At 75.6% G+C, this 15,796-nt stretch carries 14 protein-coding genes; 9 read left to right on the top strand and 5 right to left on the bottom strand.

Annotated elements, in window-relative coordinates; all coding sequences use genetic code 11:
- Positions 1 to 29: 29 nt before the first annotated feature.
- Positions 30 to 389 (bottom strand): ArsR/SmtB family transcription factor, encoded by a 360-nt coding sequence (locus tag ACFYXU_RS13645; RefSeq protein WP_376516932.1) that lies wholly within the window; start codon positions 387 to 389, stop codon positions 30 to 32.
- Positions 390 to 512: 123 nt separating this feature from the next.
- On the opposite strand from ACFYXU_RS13645, the gene ACFYXU_RS13640 reads away from it, so the two are divergent.
- The 3 genes from ACFYXU_RS13640 to ACFYXU_RS13630 all read left to right on the top strand — a co-directional run bounded on the left by ACFYXU_RS13640 (position 513) and on the right by ACFYXU_RS13630 (position 3,559).
- Complete coding sequence (locus ACFYXU_RS13640) at positions 513 to 1,592, top strand: NADH:flavin oxidoreductase/NADH oxidase (protein ID WP_389457739.1); 1,080 nt, start codon at positions 513 to 515, stop codon at positions 1,590 to 1,592.
- A 214-nt stretch (positions 1,593 to 1,806) separates the two neighbouring features.
- Positions 1,807 to 2,889 carry a WD40/YVTN/BNR-like repeat-containing protein gene (locus tag ACFYXU_RS13635; RefSeq protein ID WP_376509664.1) on the top strand — a complete coding sequence of 361 codons (1,083 nt, stop codon included), beginning with the start codon at positions 1,807 to 1,809 and terminating at the stop codon, positions 2,887 to 2,889.
- A gap of 127 nt (positions 2,890 to 3,016) precedes the next feature.
- Entirely contained in the window at positions 3,017 to 3,559 is a 543-nt protein-coding gene (locus ACFYXU_RS13630; RefSeq protein ID WP_389409012.1) for an RICIN domain-containing protein, read from the top strand.
- 93 nt (positions 3,560 to 3,652) lie between these two features.
- Here the strand turns inward: ACFYXU_RS13630 and ACFYXU_RS13625 are convergent, their stop codons facing one another.
- Positions 3,653 to 4,330, bottom strand: a complete 678-nt coding sequence (locus tag ACFYXU_RS13625; RefSeq protein ID WP_389409011.1) for a uracil-DNA glycosylase — start codon at positions 4,328 to 4,330, stop codon at positions 3,653 to 3,655.
- Positions 4,331 to 4,418: 88 nt separating this feature from the next.
- Between ACFYXU_RS13625 and ACFYXU_RS13620 the strand changes: the two genes are divergently transcribed.
- Entirely contained in the window at positions 4,419 to 5,405 is a 987-nt protein-coding gene (locus ACFYXU_RS13620; RefSeq protein WP_389409010.1) for a BadF/BadG/BcrA/BcrD ATPase family protein, read from the top strand.
- Positions 5,406 to 5,592: 187 nt separating this feature from the next.
- Positions 5,593 to 6,516 carry a sirohydrochlorin chelatase gene (locus ACFYXU_RS13615; protein ID WP_376509656.1) on the top strand — a complete coding sequence of 308 codons (924 nt, stop codon included), beginning with the start codon at positions 5,593 to 5,595 and terminating at the stop codon, positions 6,514 to 6,516.
- Positions 6,517 to 6,588: 72 nt separating this feature from the next.
- On the opposite strand, the gene ACFYXU_RS13610 is transcribed toward ACFYXU_RS13615, so the two are convergent.
- Together ACFYXU_RS13610 and ACFYXU_RS13605 are read right to left on the bottom strand one after the other, a co-directional pair.
- Positions 6,589 to 7,644: a lactonase family protein gene (locus ACFYXU_RS13610; protein WP_389409009.1), complete on the bottom strand. Its 1,056-nt coding sequence runs from the start codon at positions 7,642 to 7,644 to the stop codon at positions 6,589 to 6,591.
- Between the two features lie 209 nt (positions 7,645 to 7,853).
- Positions 7,854 to 9,356 (bottom strand): FUSC family protein, encoded by a 1,503-nt coding sequence (locus ACFYXU_RS13605; RefSeq protein WP_376509672.1) that lies wholly within the window; start codon positions 9,354 to 9,356, stop codon positions 7,854 to 7,856.
- 412 nt (positions 9,357 to 9,768) lie between these two features.
- Between ACFYXU_RS13605 and ACFYXU_RS13600 the strand changes: the two genes are divergently transcribed.
- The 3 genes from ACFYXU_RS13600 (at position 9,769) to ACFYXU_RS13590 (ending at position 11,599) form a co-directional block, all read left to right on the top strand.
- Complete coding sequence (locus ACFYXU_RS13600; RefSeq protein WP_329852413.1) at positions 9,769 to 10,248, top strand: Lrp/AsnC family transcriptional regulator; 480 nt, start codon at positions 9,769 to 9,771, stop codon at positions 10,246 to 10,248.
- Between the two features lie 104 nt (positions 10,249 to 10,352).
- On the top strand, positions 10,353 to 10,748 hold the full coding sequence (locus ACFYXU_RS13595) for a helix-turn-helix transcriptional regulator (RefSeq protein ID WP_329852411.1): 396 nt from the start codon (positions 10,353 to 10,355) through the stop codon (positions 10,746 to 10,748).
- 233 nt (positions 10,749 to 10,981) lie between these two features.
- On the top strand, positions 10,982 to 11,599 hold the full coding sequence (locus ACFYXU_RS13590) for a DinB family protein (protein ID WP_389409008.1): 618 nt from the start codon (positions 10,982 to 10,984) through the stop codon (positions 11,597 to 11,599).
- A 17-nt stretch (positions 11,600 to 11,616) separates the two neighbouring features.
- Here the strand turns inward: ACFYXU_RS13590 and ACFYXU_RS13585 are convergent, their stop codons facing one another.
- On the bottom strand, positions 11,617 to 13,677 hold the full coding sequence (locus ACFYXU_RS13585) for a SpoIIE family protein phosphatase (RefSeq protein ID WP_389409007.1): 2,061 nt from the start codon (positions 13,675 to 13,677) through the stop codon (positions 11,617 to 11,619).
- A 464-nt stretch (positions 13,678 to 14,141) separates the two neighbouring features.
- On the opposite strand from ACFYXU_RS13585, the gene ACFYXU_RS13580 reads away from it, so the two are divergent.
- A complete protein-coding gene (locus ACFYXU_RS13580) occupies positions 14,142 to 15,758 on the top strand; it encodes a hypothetical protein (RefSeq protein ID WP_389457737.1) in 1,617 nt (538 codons plus the stop codon).
- Positions 15,759 to 15,796: the final 38 nt, after the last annotated feature.

The following is a 15,796-nucleotide window of genomic DNA, read 5'->3' as shown; positions in this document are numbered from 1 at the left end:
GCCGTCGGGCCGTCTCGCCCTCGCGACCGTCAGGCCGTCCCGCCCGCGCCCTCGCGGCCGTCCTGGGCGCTCGCGGCGGCCAGGACGGAGTCGAGGAGGCCGGGGAAGAGGGCGTCGAGGTCGGTCCTGCGCAGGCAGTTGAGCTTCGCCGTGCCCTGGTACATCTGCTGGATGACCCCGCTCTCACGGAGCACCCGGAAGTGGTGCGTGGTCGTGGACTTGGTGACCGGGAGGTCGAAGTACGAGCAGCTGAGCTCGGTCTGCTCGCGCGCCAGTTGCTGCACGATCCGCAGCCGCACGGCGTCGGAGAGGGCGTGCAGCACCTCTTCGAGGCGGATCTGGTCGCGCGCGGGGTGTTCGAGGACGCGCGGGCTGGTGGTGGTCGTCATGGCGGCGGCTCCACTTCATCCGGGATGCCGCCCATTGTACGAGAGCCCTCGTAGTTTGACAGACGCCGTACTACGATGAGTATCGTACGAACACCTTCGAGGCATCCCGAAACGGAGTCCGTCATGAGCGTCGCCCTGTTCGAGCCCTACACCCTGCGGTCCGTCACCGTGCCCAACCGGGTCTGGATGGCGCCGATGTGCCAGTACTCGGCGGAGACGACCGGACCGCACGCCGGGGTCGCCGGCGACTGGCACTTCGCGCACTACGCCTCCCGCGCCACCGGCGGCGCCGGACTGATCCTCGTCGAGGCGACCGCCGTCGCCCCCGAGGGCCGCATCAGCCCGGCGGACCTCGGCCTCTGGAACGACACCCAGATCGAGGGGCTGCGGCGGATCTCCGGATTCCTCAAGGAGCACGGCACCGTGCCCGGCATCCAGATCGGACACGCCGGGCGCAAGGCGGCCACCAACCGCCCCTGGCAGGGGCGCGGCCCGGTCGACGCGTCCGAGGGCTGGCAGCCGGTCGGACCCAGCCCGGTCGAGTTCGCCGAGGGCTACCCCGTACCGACCGAGCTGACCGTGGAGCGCATCCGGGAGATCACCGGGCAGTTCGCCGACGCGGCCCGGCGCGCCCTGGCGGCCGGCTTCGAGGTCCTGGAGGTGCACGGCGCGCACGGCTACCTCATCGGAGAGTTCCTCTCCCCGCACAGCAACCACCGCACGGACGCGTACGGCGGCTCCTTCGAGAACCGCACCCGGCTCGCCCTGGAGGTCGTCGACGCGGTGCGCGCCGTCTGGCCCGAGGAGCTGCCCCTCTTCTTCCGGATCTCCGCGACCGACTGGCTGGAGGACCAGGGCTGGACGGCCGACGAGACCGTACGGTTCGCCGCCCTCCTCCGCGAGCACGGCGTCGACCTCCTGGACGTCTCCAGCGGCGGCAACGGCGGACCGGCCCGGATCCCGGTGGGCCCCGGCTACCAGGTGCCCTTCGCCGCGCGGGTCAGGGCGGAGACCGGGCTGCCGGTCGCCGCGGTCGGTCTGATCACGGAGAGCGAGCAGGCCGAGAAGATCCTCTCGAACGGCGAGGCCGACGCGGTCCTCCTCGGCCGCGAGCTGCTGCGCGACGCCTCCTGGCCGCGCCGCGCCGCCCGCGAGCTGGGCGCGCGGACGCCCGCCCCGTCGCAGTACGCCTGGGCGATCTGAGCGCACGGCCGGAGAGCCGGGGCGCACGGGGCCGTGGGTCCCGGGCGCGCGGTCGGAGAGCCGGGGCGCGCGCGGGCCCCGGCTCTCCGACCGCGCGTCCGGGACCCCGGAGTGCGGGGCCGGACGGGGGCCGGAGTGTCTCCGGGGGCCGTTGTCAGTGGCCGGGTGCAGACTGGCCCGTATCCGCGACAACGGCGTCCTGGAGGTGGCAGTCATGCCCGACGTACTCCTTACCGTAGGCACCCGCAAGGGCCTCTTCATCGGCCGGCGGCACGACGGGCGGTGGGAGTTCGACGACCCCGCCTTCCCCGCGCAGGCGGTGTACTCCGTCGCCGTCGACACCCGGGGCCCCGCCCCGCGGCTCCTCGCGGGAGGGGACAGCGCCCACTGGGGCCCGTCCGTCTTCCACTCCGACGACCTCGGCAAGAGCTGGAGCGAGCCGGCCCGGCCGGCGGTGCGGTTCCCCGAGGACACCGGAGCCTCGCTGGAGCGCGTCTGGCAGCTCCATCCGGCGCCCGAGCACTCCCCCCGCGTCGTGTACGCGGGGACCGAGCCGGCCGCGCTCTTCCGGTCGGCGGACGGCGGCGAGTCCTTCGAGCTGGTGCGCCCGCTCTGGGAGCACCCGACGCGCTCGAAGTGGGTGCCCGGCGGGGGTGGCGAGGCCGTGCACACCGTCGTCACCGACCCCCGTGACCCGGACGCGCTGACGGTCGCCGTGTCGACCGCCGGGGTGTTCCGCTCGACGGACGGCGGGGACGCGTGGGCGCCCTCGAACGAGGGGGTGTCGGCCGTCTTCCTGCCCGATCCGCACCCCGAGTTCGGGCAGTGCGTCCACAAGATCGCCCAGGACGCGGGCGACCGGGACCGGCTCTACCTGCAAAATCACTGGGGCGTGTTCCGCAGCGACGACGCGGGCGCCACCTGGAGCGACATCGGCTCGGGACTCCCGTCCGACTTCGGGTTCGCGATCGCCGCGCATCCGCACCGCCCCGACACCGCCTACGTCTTCCCGATCACCGCCGACTCCGACCGGGTCCCGGCGGGGCACCGCTGCCGCGTCTACCGCACGACGGACGCGGGCTCCACCTGGGAGCCGCTGAGCCGGGGGCTGCCCGAGGGCGACCACTACGGCACGGTGCTGCGGGACGCGCTCTGCACGGACGACGCGGACCCGGCGGGCGTCTACTTCGGAAACCGGAACGGCGAGCTGTACGGCAGCGCCGACGACGGGGACAGCTGGCAGCTCCTCGCGGAGCACCTGCCGGACGTGCTGTGCGTGCGGGCGGCGGTGATCTGACGGAATTCCGAGTTCCGCCGGATTCCCTCAATGCCCTTCAGGAGAAGGGGAGTTCGTTCATGCCGTCATGCGATCATGGGGCCGCTCCCCCGGCCGTCGGCCGGGGCCTCCCTGATTGCAGAGGACCATGAAGCCCAGCCCCTCCTCCCGCGCCCGTCGCGGCCTGCTCGTGCTCGCCGCCGCCCTCGGCCTCGTCTTCGGCGTCACCGCCGCCCCGGCCCAGGCCGACTCGCGCGTCTACGACTTCGCGTACACGATCCGTCCGCAGCACGCCCCGGGGATGTGCCTGGAGGTCGCCGACTGGCGCACGGACAATGGCGCGCCCGTCCGCCAGTGGCCGTGCACGGGCAAGGCCAACCAGCAGTGGCGCAAGTACTACATGACGAGCTCCTCCACCGGCCCGTACTGGTACGTGAACGTCAACAGCGGCAAGTGCCTGGAGATCGGCGGCTGGGCGACCGACAACGGCGCCACCGCCAACCAGTGGAGCTGCCACTGGGGCGCCAACCAGACCTGGTACGGCAACACGGGCCTCATCTACCCGGACTACGCCTACGCCTCGAACAAGTGCCTGGAGATAGCCGACTGGAGCCAGAGCGCGGGCGCCCTGGCGCGCCTGTGGGACTGCCACTACGGCGCCAACCAGAAGTTCGGCTTCACCATCGCCTGAGCCGACTCGGGGGGCGTCGGGACGCGCCCGGCGCCCCTGGGCGGGTCTTGTCGATCAGGCGTCGCGGGGCAGACGGGAGCTTGACGACACGCCCTAGGGCAGGCGCCAGTCCACCGGCTGGGCGCCCTGGGCGAGGAGCATCTCGTTCGCCCGGCTGAAGGGGCGCGAGCCGAAGAAGCCCCGGTCCGCCGACATCGGCGACGGGTGCGCGGACTCGACCGCCGGCAGGTCCCCGAGGAGCGGACGGGCCCTGCGGGCGTCGCCGCCCCAGAGGATCGACACCAGGGGCTTGCCCCGGGCGGCCAGCGCGCGGATGGCCTGCTCCGTGACCTCTTCCCAACCCTTGCCCCGGTGCGCGCCCGCCTTGCGGGGGGCGGTGGTCAGCGCCCTGTTGAGGAGGAGCACACCCTGGCGGGTCCACGGCGTCAGATCGCCGTTCGACGGCCGGGGCAGACCGAGGTCGGTGTGCAGCTCCCGGAAGATGTTCTCCAGGCTGGGCGGCAGCGAACGGACCTCGGGCGCGACCGAGAAGCTGAGCCCCATCGGCATCCCGGGCGTGTGATAGGGGTCCTGACCCACGATCAGGATCCGCACGTCGTCGAACGGCTGCTGGAACGCCCGCAGCACGTTCGGCCCGGAGGGCAGGTAGGTCCGCCCCGCGGCGATCTCCGCCCGCAGGAAGTCCCCCATCGCGGCCACCCGGCCCGCGACGGGCGCCAAAGCCTCCGCCCAGCCGGGCTCCACCAGTTCGTTCAAGGGTCGCGCTGTCACGATCCGTCACTCTACCGGCCTACAGTGACACCCCGGTCCGGCCCGGACCTCCGCGCGCTCCCGCGCACGTCTTCGAGGATGGTGCACCGTGGTTTCCGTGAACGAGCACGCGGACGGGCTTGTCCTCGGTGTCGACTCCGGGGGGTCGGGGCTCCGGATCGCCCTGGCCGGGGCCGCGGGGGCAGGGGTCCTCGCCGAGCGCGTCTCGCGCGAGCCCGTGCGCACCGGGTCCGGGGGGATCTCCGCCGGGCACTTCCTGGAGCAGGTCCTGCCCGCCGTCGGGGACCTTCGGGAGGCCCTCCCGGGGCGGCCCGTCGTCGCCGTGGCCGTGGGGGCCGCCGGGATGGCGACCCTCGGAGACGAGCTGCGGGCCGAGCTGCCGGGTGCCTTCGCCGAGGCGTGGGGCGTGCGCCGGCTCGTGCTCGCGGCCGACGCGGTCACCGCGTACGCCGGGGCGCTCGGGCAGCGGCCGGGTGTCGTGGTCGCGGGCGGTACGGGGCTGATCGCGCTCGGCACGGATCTGACGTCCTGGCGGCGGGCCGACGGCTGGGGCCATCTGCTGGGCGACTGCGGCAGCGGTGCCTGGATCGGCCGGGCGGGCCTGGAGGCGGCGATGCGCGCGCACGACGGGCGCCGCGGCGGCTCGGAGACGCTCCTGGCCCGGGCCGAGAAGCGCTTCGGGCCCGCGGCCGGCCTCGCGGGCGTGCTCTATCCGCGGACGGACCGGCCCGCCGTACTCGCCTCCTTCGCGCCCGAGGTGGGGGACTGCGCCGCCACGGATCCGGTGGCGGCCGGGATCCTCGCGCGGGCCGCCGCGCACATCGCCGAGGCCGCCGAGGCCGCGTGCCCGCCGGAGCCGGGTGCGGCGGTGGCCCTCACCGGGGGGCTCTTCAGGATGGGCGAGCCGCTGCTCGGCCCCCTGCGGGCCGCTCTCGGGGAGTCGCTGCCGACGGCGCGGACGGTGGAGCCGGCGGGCGATCCGCTCGCCGGGGCGGTCGCGCTGGCCGCCGCGCACGCCACCGGCACGCTGCGCCTGCCGGAAGACCCCGCGCTGCTCCGCCTGTTCGGCGCCTGACCGGCCCGGGCGAACCGTCCGCGCAGGTGGGAGCGGGTGCGCGGGAGCGGGCGGGGGTCCGCTCGGCGCGAGGGCACGAGGGGGGCGGAACGGAAGCGGGGGCCGAGAGCGGACATAGGGGGGCAGAAGACGCGTGACCGCACCTCAGCCAACGGCGCGGCGGGCGAAACCAGTAGCATGCGGCGCCATGAGCTCCCCCACTGGGCCTGCTTCCGGCCTGCCTGTACGAATGCCTCGACCCCGCCAGTCCGGGCGGCACCGTCGCCCCGAACCCGCGGCGGCGCCCGAGGGCGCTCCCGCACTGGTTCTCGCCGTGCCCGGCGCGCCGTCCGCCGCCATACGCTCGCTGGCCGAAGAGGTCGTGAGCATCGCCCGCTCCGAGCTGCCCGGCCTGGAGGCCGCGATCGGCTTCCTGGAGGGCGACGACAGCGAGTACCCCTCGCTCGCGACCGTCCTGACGACGGCCGCCACCCTGCGCACCGAGCGGTACCAGCTGGCCCTGGCCGCCGGCCGCGAGGCCACCGCCCCCACGGGCCCGGCCGCGGTCGTCGTCCCGCTGCTCGCGGGCCCGGACAGCGTGCAGATGCGCCAGGTCCGCCAGGCCCTCATGGACGGTGGCAACACCGCCGAGCTGACCGACGTCCTCGGCCCGCACCCGCTGCTCGCCGAGGCGCTGCACGTGCGGCTGTCCGAGGCCGGTCTGGCCCGCGCCGACCGCGCCCGCCTGTTCACGGTCGCGACGGCCGCCGACGGCATCATCCTGGCCACGGTCGGCGGCGAGGAGGCCGTGCAGGCCGCCGGGATCACCGGCATGCTGCTCGCCGCGCGCCTCGCCGTCCCGGTGATGGCCGCCGCGCTCGACCAGGAGGGTTCCATCACCTCCGTGGCCGACCAGCTGCGCGCCGCCGGTGCGGAGCAGCTGGCCCTCGCCCCGTACCTGATCGGCCCGGAGCTGGCCGAGGGTCTGCTCGAAGAGGCGTCGAAGGAGGCCGGTTGCGCCGCCGCCGAACCGCTGGGCGCCTACCCCGCCATCGGCAAGCTGGTCCTCTCGCAGTACACCGCCGCGCTGGGCATCCCGCCGCAGCAGCCGCAGGGCGCGCCCGCGCTCTGAGCCGTACGGAAGGGCCCGCGCCGGACACGTCCGGTGCGGGCCCTTCGGCGTGTGGGGCGGGCGTCGGGCCGGTCAGCCGAGGACGACGCAGGAGGCCGCGGGGGCTTCGACCGCGCCCGCGCGCACGGGGACGCCGGTCCGCGGGTCGAGGGTGAACCAGGTGACGTCGCCGGAGCGCTCGTTCGCCGCGTAGAGGTGCCGGCCCGTGGGGTCGAGGGTGAGGTCGCGGGGCCAGGTGCCGCCGCAGGGCACGGTGGCGGTGAGGCGGGCGCGCGCTCCGTCCGCGTCGAGGGCGAGCACGGCGAGGGTGTCGTCGCCGCGCACGGCGGCCCAGAGGAAGCGTCCGTCGGGGGCGACGACCACCTCGGAGGGGTAGCTGGGGCCGGTCGTGCCCTCGGGGACGACCGGGGTCTCGGCGAGCGGTTCGAGGACGCCCCGCGCGGCGTCCCAGCGGCAGACGGTGAGGGTGGGCTCCAGCTCGTTCAGTACGTACGCGTGCGTGCCGTCCGGGTGGAACGCGAGGTGGCGCGGTCCGGTGCCGGGGCGCAGCGCGGTCTCGCCGTGGAGGGTGAGCGTCCCGGTCCGGGGGTCGAGGGCGCAGATCCGTACGGAGTCGGTGCCGAGGTCCACGCTGAGGACCCAGTCGCCGCTCGGGTCGGGGAGCACCTGGTGGGCGTGCGGGCCGTGCTGGCGGTCGGCGACGGGGCCGCTGCCCTCGTGCCGCAGGACGGCGGTGGCGGGACGGGCCGTGCCGTCCTCGGCCAGCGGCAGGACGGTGACGCTGCCGGAGGTGTAGTTGGCGGTGAGGAGGTGTCCGGCGGCGAGCGCCAGGTGGGTGGGACCCGCACCGTCGACGGGGGCGGGGGTGCCGAGCGGCCGGGGCGCGGGGCCGGTGACGTCGAAGGCGGCGACGGTGCCCGTCCCGGTCTCGGACACGGCGTGCAGGACAGGCCCGTCGAGGGCGAGGAAGGAGGGGTCGGCGACGGCGTCGCTGCCGCCGGTGACGGTGAGCGCGCCGGTCTCCGGGTCCACGTCCGCGGCGAGGACGCCGCGGCCGCCCGCCGAGGTGAAGGAGCCGATGTACGCCCGTACCGCGCTCCGGCTCTGGTCCGTCCCTGTGCCGCTCACGGCGCCTCCCCTGCCCCGGGGCCGGTCGTGCGCGACCGGCCGTCGTCTCGTGGCGCCGACGGTAGCAGGCGGTCTAGACCAAAGCGGGGACGGAGCGGGTGTCCCGTCCGGAGCGGCGGAGCCCTCTCGGGAGGGCTGCGGCGTCAGGTGCCGTGAAGGCGCCTCGCCTGCGGGGAAGGGCCGGGCCGCCCCGCAGGGGACCTCCCGCGTCAGGAGCGGACGAGCAGCGGGCCCCTGGGGGTGCGCAGAGGTTCGTCCAGGGCGGCCAGGAGCTTCTCCAGGCCGCTCACGTGGCCGAGCGCGCCCTGGCCGGCGGCCAGGTGAGCGGCCTCGGCGGCCGGGGTGTCCCGGTCGATCGCGCGGTCGCCGCGGGGGGACGTGAGCCGCTCCACGGCGGCCTCGACGCGCCAGCAGGCCGCCGCGAGCCGGGCGTCGTGGCTCGCGGCGGGGTCGGCCGCGACCGCCGTCAGTCCGCGCACCTCCTCGGCGCACTCGTCGAGCAGCGCGAGGACCTGGCGGGCGCGGGCCTTCCGGCCCCGGAACGGGCTCAGCGGGTGGACCAGCGGCGCGAGGGAGAGCCGCACGCGTCCGAGGACCAGCTCCAGCTCCGTGGCGTGCGGGGTCGGGTCGGCGTCGGGTTCGCCGGACAGGCGCCGCAGGGAGGCGGAGGTGGCGGCGTGCACGCCCCGAAGGGCCCGCTGGATCCAGGCGTCGTTGATCGCGTGGGTGGTGACCGGGAGGATCAGGAGGACGGCGAGCGCGGCGGCGGCCGCGCCCACGGCGGTCTCCTCCAGGCGCAGCACGAGCAGTGCCGGGTCGAGCACGCCGAGGAGTCCGTACAGCAGGCCGGCCATCACGGTGACGGCCAGCATCATCCAGCTGTAGGAGACGGGCGCCGCGTAGAAGATCCCGAAGACGCACAGGGCGACCAGGAGGGCGGTCGGCACCGGCGCGCCGTGCAGCGGGATGGCGACGACCATGCCGACGGCGATGCCGATCACCGTGCCGAGGACCCGGCGGAAGCCGCGTACGAGCGTCTCGCCCCGCGACACCGTGTTCACGAAGATCCACCAGGTCGTGCCGACGGCCCAGTACCAGCGGTCCTCGGAGAGCACCTGGCCGATCGCCAGCGCCACGCCGCAGGCGGCGGCGGCCTGCACGGCCTGCCGGGTGGTCACGCGGGCGAGACCGGTGCCGGGCAGCGGGGCCGGGACGGCGGCGGGGGGCGTACGGCGCTCCAGCGGCCACAGGACGAAGCGCACCGTGGCCGCCGCGGCCAGGGCGATGCCGACGGCGGCGAAGAGCTCGGGGAGCTGGCCGGGCACCGCGTGCAGGAACTGGGTGGTGAAGAAGTTCATGAAGGCGAAGATCCCCAGCGCGTGGCCGCGCGGGCCCCAGCGCCGGGCGTAGACGCCGCAGAAGACGGTGGCGAGGAAGGCGAGGTCCCTGAGCGGGGTGAGGTCGTGCAGCGCGGTCGCGACGGCGAGCACGGGGAACCCGGCGGCGGGCAGCAGCAGGGTGGTCGTGAACTGGGCGCGGACGGTGCTGTCGGTCACGGTGAACAGCGCCAGCAGTGCGGCGAGACCGCCCGTGATGGAAGCGGTGAGCGAGAGCCCGGCGAGCTCCGCGAGGGCGACGGCGAGCGCGATCCCCACGACGGCCCGCAGCGAGTTCCTCAGTCTGACGCGCCCCGGATCCGGCGCCACGAACATCCTCTTCACGGCGGTGAGCCGCCCCCTTGTCTTGCCTTCCGTCCCGTCGCGCGGTGTCCCGGGGTGGTGGGAGCGCGCGGACACGACGAAGGCGCCGCGGTCCGGACCGGCCTCGTCGCCGCCCCGGCGCTGCGGCGCCGAAAGTACCTGGATGGGACAAGGAAACCATCCGGGTGCCGCTGGCTCAACTCAGAGCCGGTCGGGTGGGCCATTGGCCCGCCTTGTCGCCGCACGACCCGGCCACCGACGGACCAACGGACCAGTCGGGCACCCGGCGGGAGCGCGGGCCCATCGCGCGGCCTCCCCGGACGGGAGCGGCCGGTCGGGACACGCTTCCCCGCCGCGTCCGGTCCGCCGGGGCATGGGTACAGTCGGAAACCGGACGAGCCGGGGCGAAGGAGGCCGACGGAGCATGGCGGTGGACGCGCTCGACACGCGGATCCTGCGGCTGCTGATCGAGCAGCCCCGGACGAGCGTCCGCGAGTACGCGCGGATCCTCGGGGTCGCGCGGGGCACCGTCCAGGCGCGGATCGACCGCCTGGAGCGGGACGGGGTGATCACGGCCACGGGGCCGGTCCTCTCCCCCGCCGCCCTCGGGCACCCGGTGCTCGCCTTCGTGCACGTCGAGGTCACCCAGGGACACCTGGACGAGGTCGGCGACGCGCTCGCGGCGGTGCCGGAGATCGTGGAGGCCTTCTCGATCACCGGCGGCGGCGATCTCCTGACGCGGGTGGTGGCGCGGGACGCCGGACATCTGGAGGATGTCATCCAGCGGTTGATCCAGCTGCCCGGCGTGGTCCGCACCCGCACCGAGATCGCGCTGCGCGAGCGGGTGCCGCACCGGCTGCTCCCGCTCGTCGAGGCGGTCGGACGGCGGTCGGGGACGGCCTGAATCCCGGCGCTCTCCGACCCGCCCCGGCGTGAAGGATGGCACATGCGATGAAATTCGCCTGAATTCCTTGCACGTGAGACCTCCAACGTCCTAACGTGATCGTCATGCAGTCCTACACCATCGGTCAGGCCGCACGCCTCCTCGGCGTCAGCCCCGACACGGCACGCCGCTGGGCCGACGCCGGCCGGATCCCGACCCACCGCGACGAGAACGGTCGGCGGCTCATCGACGGCCGCGACCTGGCCGCCTTCTCCATCGAGGTCGGACAGGGGGCCGCCGGGGGCGACGACGGGTCGTACACCTCGGCCCGCAACGCGTTCCCCGGGATCGTGACCGCCGTCAAACTCGGCGACATCGCCGCCCAGGTCGAGATCCAGGCCGGCCCGCACCGGCTCGTGTCGATGCTGACGCGCGAGGCCGTGGAGGAGCTGGGCCTGGAGGTCGGCGTGCAGGCCATCGCCCGGGTGAAGTCGACCAGCGTGCACATCGACCGCGCCTGAGCCGACATGTGACGATCCGTCACCGCGCGCACTCCGCAATGTGACGGATCGTCATGGAACGGATGTCACGCCATGACGGCCGCCCGTCATGGCGCGGACCCCGCAGCGCGCTCCGGAGGCGTCGGGCTCCGGGGACAGAGGGCGTCCGGCTCCGGGGATATTCACGGGCGGCGGGCAATCCCCTGTGGCAGGGTACGACCGCCCTGTCCCCCCGTGTGATCCGGAGCGTTCCCGTGCCCCTGCCCGAGCGGCTCGTCCCCCTCCTCGACCAGTTCGACTTCGCCCGGAAGCGGCTCGCCGACCGGATGGCGGGACCCGTGGTGGACAGCGGCAACGGCACGGACGTCGAGGTCGGCCCGATGACCGACGCGGAGTACCTGTGGGAGCCCGTGCCCGGCTGCTGGTCGGTCCGGCGGCACGCCGAGGGACCGGGGAGGGGCGCGACGCTCCTGGTGGGCGGCGGCGCGTGGGGGCGTGACACGACGCCTCCTCCGCACCCCGTGCCGCCGCCGTTCACGACGATCGCCTGGCGGCTCAGCCACCTCTCCGAGATGCTCGCCCTGCGCGCCGACCACACCGACGGCAGCCGCACCCTGACCCGCGACGACCATCCGGTGGCCGGGGACGCCGTCGGCGCCATGGCGGCCTTCGACGCCGCCGCCACCGCCTGGCGCCGGGCGCTGCTGTCCGTGGACGACGAGGCCCTCGACACGGTGGGCCACTGCACGTACCCGCACGGGAGCGACGCGGAGGACCCCTTCCTGGAGATCGTCTGGTGGGTGAACCAGGAGCTCCTGCACCACGGCGCGGAGATCGCCCTCCTCCGCGACCTCCACCGCACGCTCCGGTAGCGGGACGCGGGAGGACGTCAGCGGGTCGTACGGGCCAGGAGCATCGCCACGTCGTCCTGGGCGGCCCCCACCAGGAGCCGCCCGAGGACCTCGTCGCACAGCGTGCCGAGGGGCCGGTCGAGGGGCCGCAGCGCCTCGGCGAGCTGCCGCATGCCCTGGTCGAGGTCCCGGCCGCGGGCCTCGATGAGGCCGTCCGTGTAGAGGACGAGGAGTCCGCCCTCGGGCAGGACGACCTCCTGCGTGCCGAAGTCGTGGGCCCCGGTGCCCAGCGGGGTCCCGGGCTCCCCTTCGAGGAAGGTGATGGTGCCGTCCGGGGTGGCGACGGCCGGCGGCGGATGGCCCGCGCGGGCGATGACCCAGCCGCCGGTGGCCGGGTCGTGCACCGCGTACACGCAGGTCGCCATCTCGTCCTCGCCGAGGTCGGCCACGACGGCGTCCAGGGAGCTGAGCATGCGGGCCGGCGGGATGTCATGGCGGGCCAGGGTCCTCACCGCGGTGCGGAGTTGGCCCATGACGGCCGCCGCGTGGATGCCGTGCCCCATGACGTCGCCGATGACCAGGCCCGTCCTGCCGCCGGGCAGGGCGATGACGTCGAACCAGTCGCCGCCGACGTCGTGGGAGCTCGCCGGGAGGTAGCGGCCGGTGAGCTCCAGTCCGGTGACGGCGGGCAGTTCGTTGTTGGTGAGGCTGCGCTGGAGGGTCAGGGCGGCCTCGCGCTGGGTCGTGTAGAGCCGGGCGTTGTCGATGTTCAGGGCGGCGCGCGCGACGACCTCGTCGATGAGGACGCAGTCCTGCGCGTCGAAGGGCTCGCGGGTCCGCAGCCGGGTCACCGTGATCGCCCCGAGCACCTGGCCCCGGGCCACGAGCGGCACGAGCCGGGCCGAGCCGGTGCGGGTGGCGAAGTAGGCGCGGAGCGCCTCGGTGCGCGGATCGGTGAAGAGCGCCGGGATGTCGGACGTGTAGAGGTTGGTCGGCCGACCTCGGCCGACCACCTGCTCGTACACCGAGTCGAGGGGGATCTGGAAGGTCTGCCCGGGAACGAGGAGGGCCGTGGGGGCGCTCGGGTCGGGGAAGCGGGCCGCCAGGCGCCGCAGCACCCCCCGGGTGGAGGCGGCCGGATCGTCGGGTGCGAGCACGGACTCCAGCATCTGCACGTCGGCCGAGTCCGCCAGCTGGGGCACGAGGAAGCGGACGGCCTCCTCGGCCGTCTGCCGGAGGTCCAGGGTCGTGCCGATCCGCGCCCCGGCCTCCGCGAGCAGCGCGAACCGGTGGCGGGCGCGCTCGACCTCGGTGTGCGCCTCCTGGCTCTCGGTGATGTCGACCAGGGAGGCGATGAGCCCGAGCGGCCGCGTGCCGGCGCGGTCGGCGAGCGGGGCGTAGGAGCAGGACCAGATGTGGTCGCGGTCGGGGTCCGCGGGGGTACGGCCGACCCGCCGGGCGTCCACCACCGCCGTACCGCTCTCCAGGACCTGGCGCATGAGCGCTTCGAGGGAGGCGGCGTTGACGCCGGGCACGACCTCGGTGAGCCGGTGCCCCACGTGCCGCGCGGCCGGGACGCCGTTCATCCGGGCCAGGGCGTCGTTGACGCGCAGGAAGCGCAGGTCGGGGCCGAGCAGCGCGAGACCGATGGGCGACTGGGTGAAGAGGCTCTCCATCGCCGCCAGGTTCTCCCGCATCCGCAGGACCTCGGAGGTCTCCACGGCGATGAGCAGGGCCCCCGGGCGGCCCTCCGGGTCGGCGGCCGGGACGATCCACATCTCCATGGCGATCGTGTGCCCGTCGCGGTGGCGGACGGGCAGGGTGCCGACCATGGTCTCGCCCGCCTGCACGCGGTCGGTGAGCCGCTCGGCGAGCTCGCGGTTCGCGTCGGGGACGAGGAGCGGGGTGGCGAGCCTCCCGAGCGCGTGCTCGGGCCGGTGGCCGAGGAGGTCCTGCGCGGCGAGCGACCACTCGACGATCCGGCCCTCGGCGTCCTCCCGCCAGAGAGCGATCGGCAGCAGCTCCCGGAGCACGCCCGCGTCCCCGACGGCCGCCCGGGGCGGCTGCGGAACCCTGCTCGACGACTGATCAGTCTCCAACGCCTCGACCTACGCATCGGCCTGGCCCCGGGGGGCTCAATACCTACCGATTCACCCTAGCCGAGGAGCCGACGGCGGGCGCTGCGCAGTGCGGCCGATCGGTGCGGGCGCTGCGCGGCGCCGCCGATCGGTGCGGACGCTGTGCGGTGCCGCCGATCGGTGCGGGCCCTGGACACCCGGGGATCCCGGATCTCCCCTTCCCCCGGCCCCCGGCCCCCGGTCCCTCGGATCCTCCGGGCCTGCGGGGCGGGTGGGGCCGACGGGAGGGGTGGGACGGACAGGACCGGTGGGTCGGGCGCTGCTGGCGGGACCGGCAGGCGGGCGCCGGCCGGCCGGGCGGCGCCGAGGGTTCCGTAATTCTACGGATGTGCGGGGACGGGCGGGGGTGCAACAGTCGGAGCGATCCCCGTGCGCGGGCCTCTCGCCGCGCGTCCCCTCCCCCGTCTCTCCCCGGAGCAGCCCGCATGAGCAGCCGCTCGCCCGACGACCCCCTTCCCGGCGTGTCCCGGTACGCGGCCGGGGCCCCGGCCGCCGAGGGACCGGGGGACCCGCACGAGCTGCTCCGCCGGGCCCGGCGGCTCACCGCCGAAGGGCACCCGTCGGCCGGCGGCGCCTGGGAGCGGGCGTCGACCGCCCTGCGGCGCGCGGGCCACCCCCTCGCGCCCGGCGACCACGCCGACGCGCTGGACGCGACCGCGCTCGACTGCCGGGGCCGGGCCCGGCCGGCCGCAGGCCCGCTCTTCTCCCGCGCCGCGGGCCTGCACGAACGGGCCGGGCGGCGCGGCAAGGCCCTCGTCTCGCGGGCCCGGGCGCTGCTCAGCGAGCCGGAGCCGGGGGCGACGGTCTGCGCCGGGCTCGCGGCCCTCGGCGAGCGGGCGAGGGTCCTGCACACCACCGGGCAGGCCACCGCCGCCGAGACCGCCACGGTGCTCCTGCTGCGCTGCCGGGCCCGCGCGGACCTCCTCGACACCGGCCCCGACCCGGCCGCCGAGGCCACCGCCCTGCGCCGCGACCTCACCCGGCTGATCGCCTTCGTCACGCCGCACCGGGCGGACCCGGCGGTCCTCCGGGTGCTCGCCGAGGCCCGGACGCTGCTCGGCCGCGTCACCGTGCCCGACGACCCGGCCGCCGCGCTCGTCCGGCTGCGGGCCGCCGTGACCGACCACCGCACCGGCGGGCGGCCGTGGCAGGCCGCCGAGAGCGAGCTGCTCCTCGCCGGGGTGCTCCGCGCCACCGGCGCCCCGCAGGAGGCGGCCCGGGTCCTCCGGGCCGCCACGCCGCTACCCGGTGCCGACCGGGCGCGGCAGTGTCTCGCCCTCGCGCGGACGCTCGCCCTGTCCGGAGGCGAACCGGACGGGGACACCGAGACGGCCCTGCTCGCGGAGGCCGTGCGGCACGCCGACGGGGTCACCGGGGACAGCCGCCTGAGCACCCTCGCCCGCCTCGCGCTCGGCATCGCGCAGGCGGAGCGGGGCCGTTGGCGTGCGGCCTCCGCCGTCCTGGAGGAGGCCCTGTCCGGGCTCTCCGGGGACGGCGACGACGACGAGACGGCACGGGTACGGGCCAGGGCCTGGCTCGCGTACTGCGCGCTGTGCCTCGGCGAACCCGGCCGGGCCGCCGGAGACTTCGCGTACGCCGAGGCGGAGGCCAGGCGGTGGGACGACCGGCACCACGGCGCGGCCCTGAGCCACCTCACCGCGTACGCGCTCTGCGCGGCCGGGGCGCCGGAGAAGGCGGCCCGCGCCTATGAGCGGGCGGCGGACCTGTGGCGGTCGGCCGGTGACCACGCCGCCGCCGCGCACTCCCTGCAGTCCAGGGCCCGGCGCGTACGGGAGGTGTGGGGCGCGGACGCCGCCGACGTGGTCGAGGAGGAGGCCCTGCGGGAGGCGGCGCGCGGGCTGCCGGGCGACGGGGAACCGGACCGCGCGCGGGCCTCGCTGCGGAGCCTCCCCGAGCCGTACGGGCCGCCCGGGCCCTATCAGGTGGACGTGTACGGCGAGGTCGGCGGCACGGGGACCGGCCGGGGTGGCCGGTACGGCCCGGAAGAGCGGGGGGCGGCCCGGGCACGGGGGTGCGCGTGAGCCGGGTGGTCGGCCGGCCCGGGCCGCGCACCGCCCTC

This window comes from Streptomyces sp. NPDC002232, assembly GCF_042890295.1.
GTDB lineage: Bacteria > Actinomycetota > Actinomycetes > Streptomycetales > Streptomycetaceae > Streptomyces.
This window is presented reverse-complemented; position numbering and strand designations above follow the sequence as displayed.

Excerpts from the sequence above, each read along its gene's own strand:
- ACFYXU_RS13640 (WP_389457739.1), top strand. The coding sequence starts at position 513 with ATGAGCGTCGCCCTGTTCGAGCCCTACACCCTGCGGTCCGTCACCGTG.
- ACFYXU_RS13595 (WP_329852411.1), top strand. The coding sequence starts at position 10,353 with ATGCAGTCCTACACCATCGGTCAGGCCGCACGCCTCCTCGGCGTCAGC.
- ACFYXU_RS13645 (WP_376516932.1), bottom strand. The coding sequence starts at position 389 with ATGACGACCACCACCAGCCCGCGCGTCCTCGAACACCCCGCGCGCGAC.
- ACFYXU_RS13630 (WP_389409012.1), top strand. The coding sequence starts at position 3,017 with ATGAAGCCCAGCCCCTCCTCCCGCGCCCGTCGCGGCCTGCTCGTGCTC.
- ACFYXU_RS13600 (WP_329852413.1), top strand. The coding sequence starts at position 9,769 with ATGGCGGTGGACGCGCTCGACACGCGGATCCTGCGGCTGCTGATCGAG.
- ACFYXU_RS13615 (WP_376509656.1), top strand. The coding sequence starts at position 5,593 with ATGAGCTCCCCCACTGGGCCTGCTTCCGGCCTGCCTGTACGAATGCCT.
- ACFYXU_RS13605 (WP_376509672.1), bottom strand. The coding sequence starts at position 9,356 with ATGTTCGTGGCGCCGGATCCGGGGCGCGTCAGACTGAGGAACTCGCTG.
- ACFYXU_RS13580 (WP_389457737.1), top strand. The coding sequence starts at position 14,142 with ATGAGCAGCCGCTCGCCCGACGACCCCCTTCCCGGCGTGTCCCGGTAC.
- ACFYXU_RS13635 (WP_376509664.1), top strand. The coding sequence starts at position 1,807 with ATGCCCGACGTACTCCTTACCGTAGGCACCCGCAAGGGCCTCTTCATC.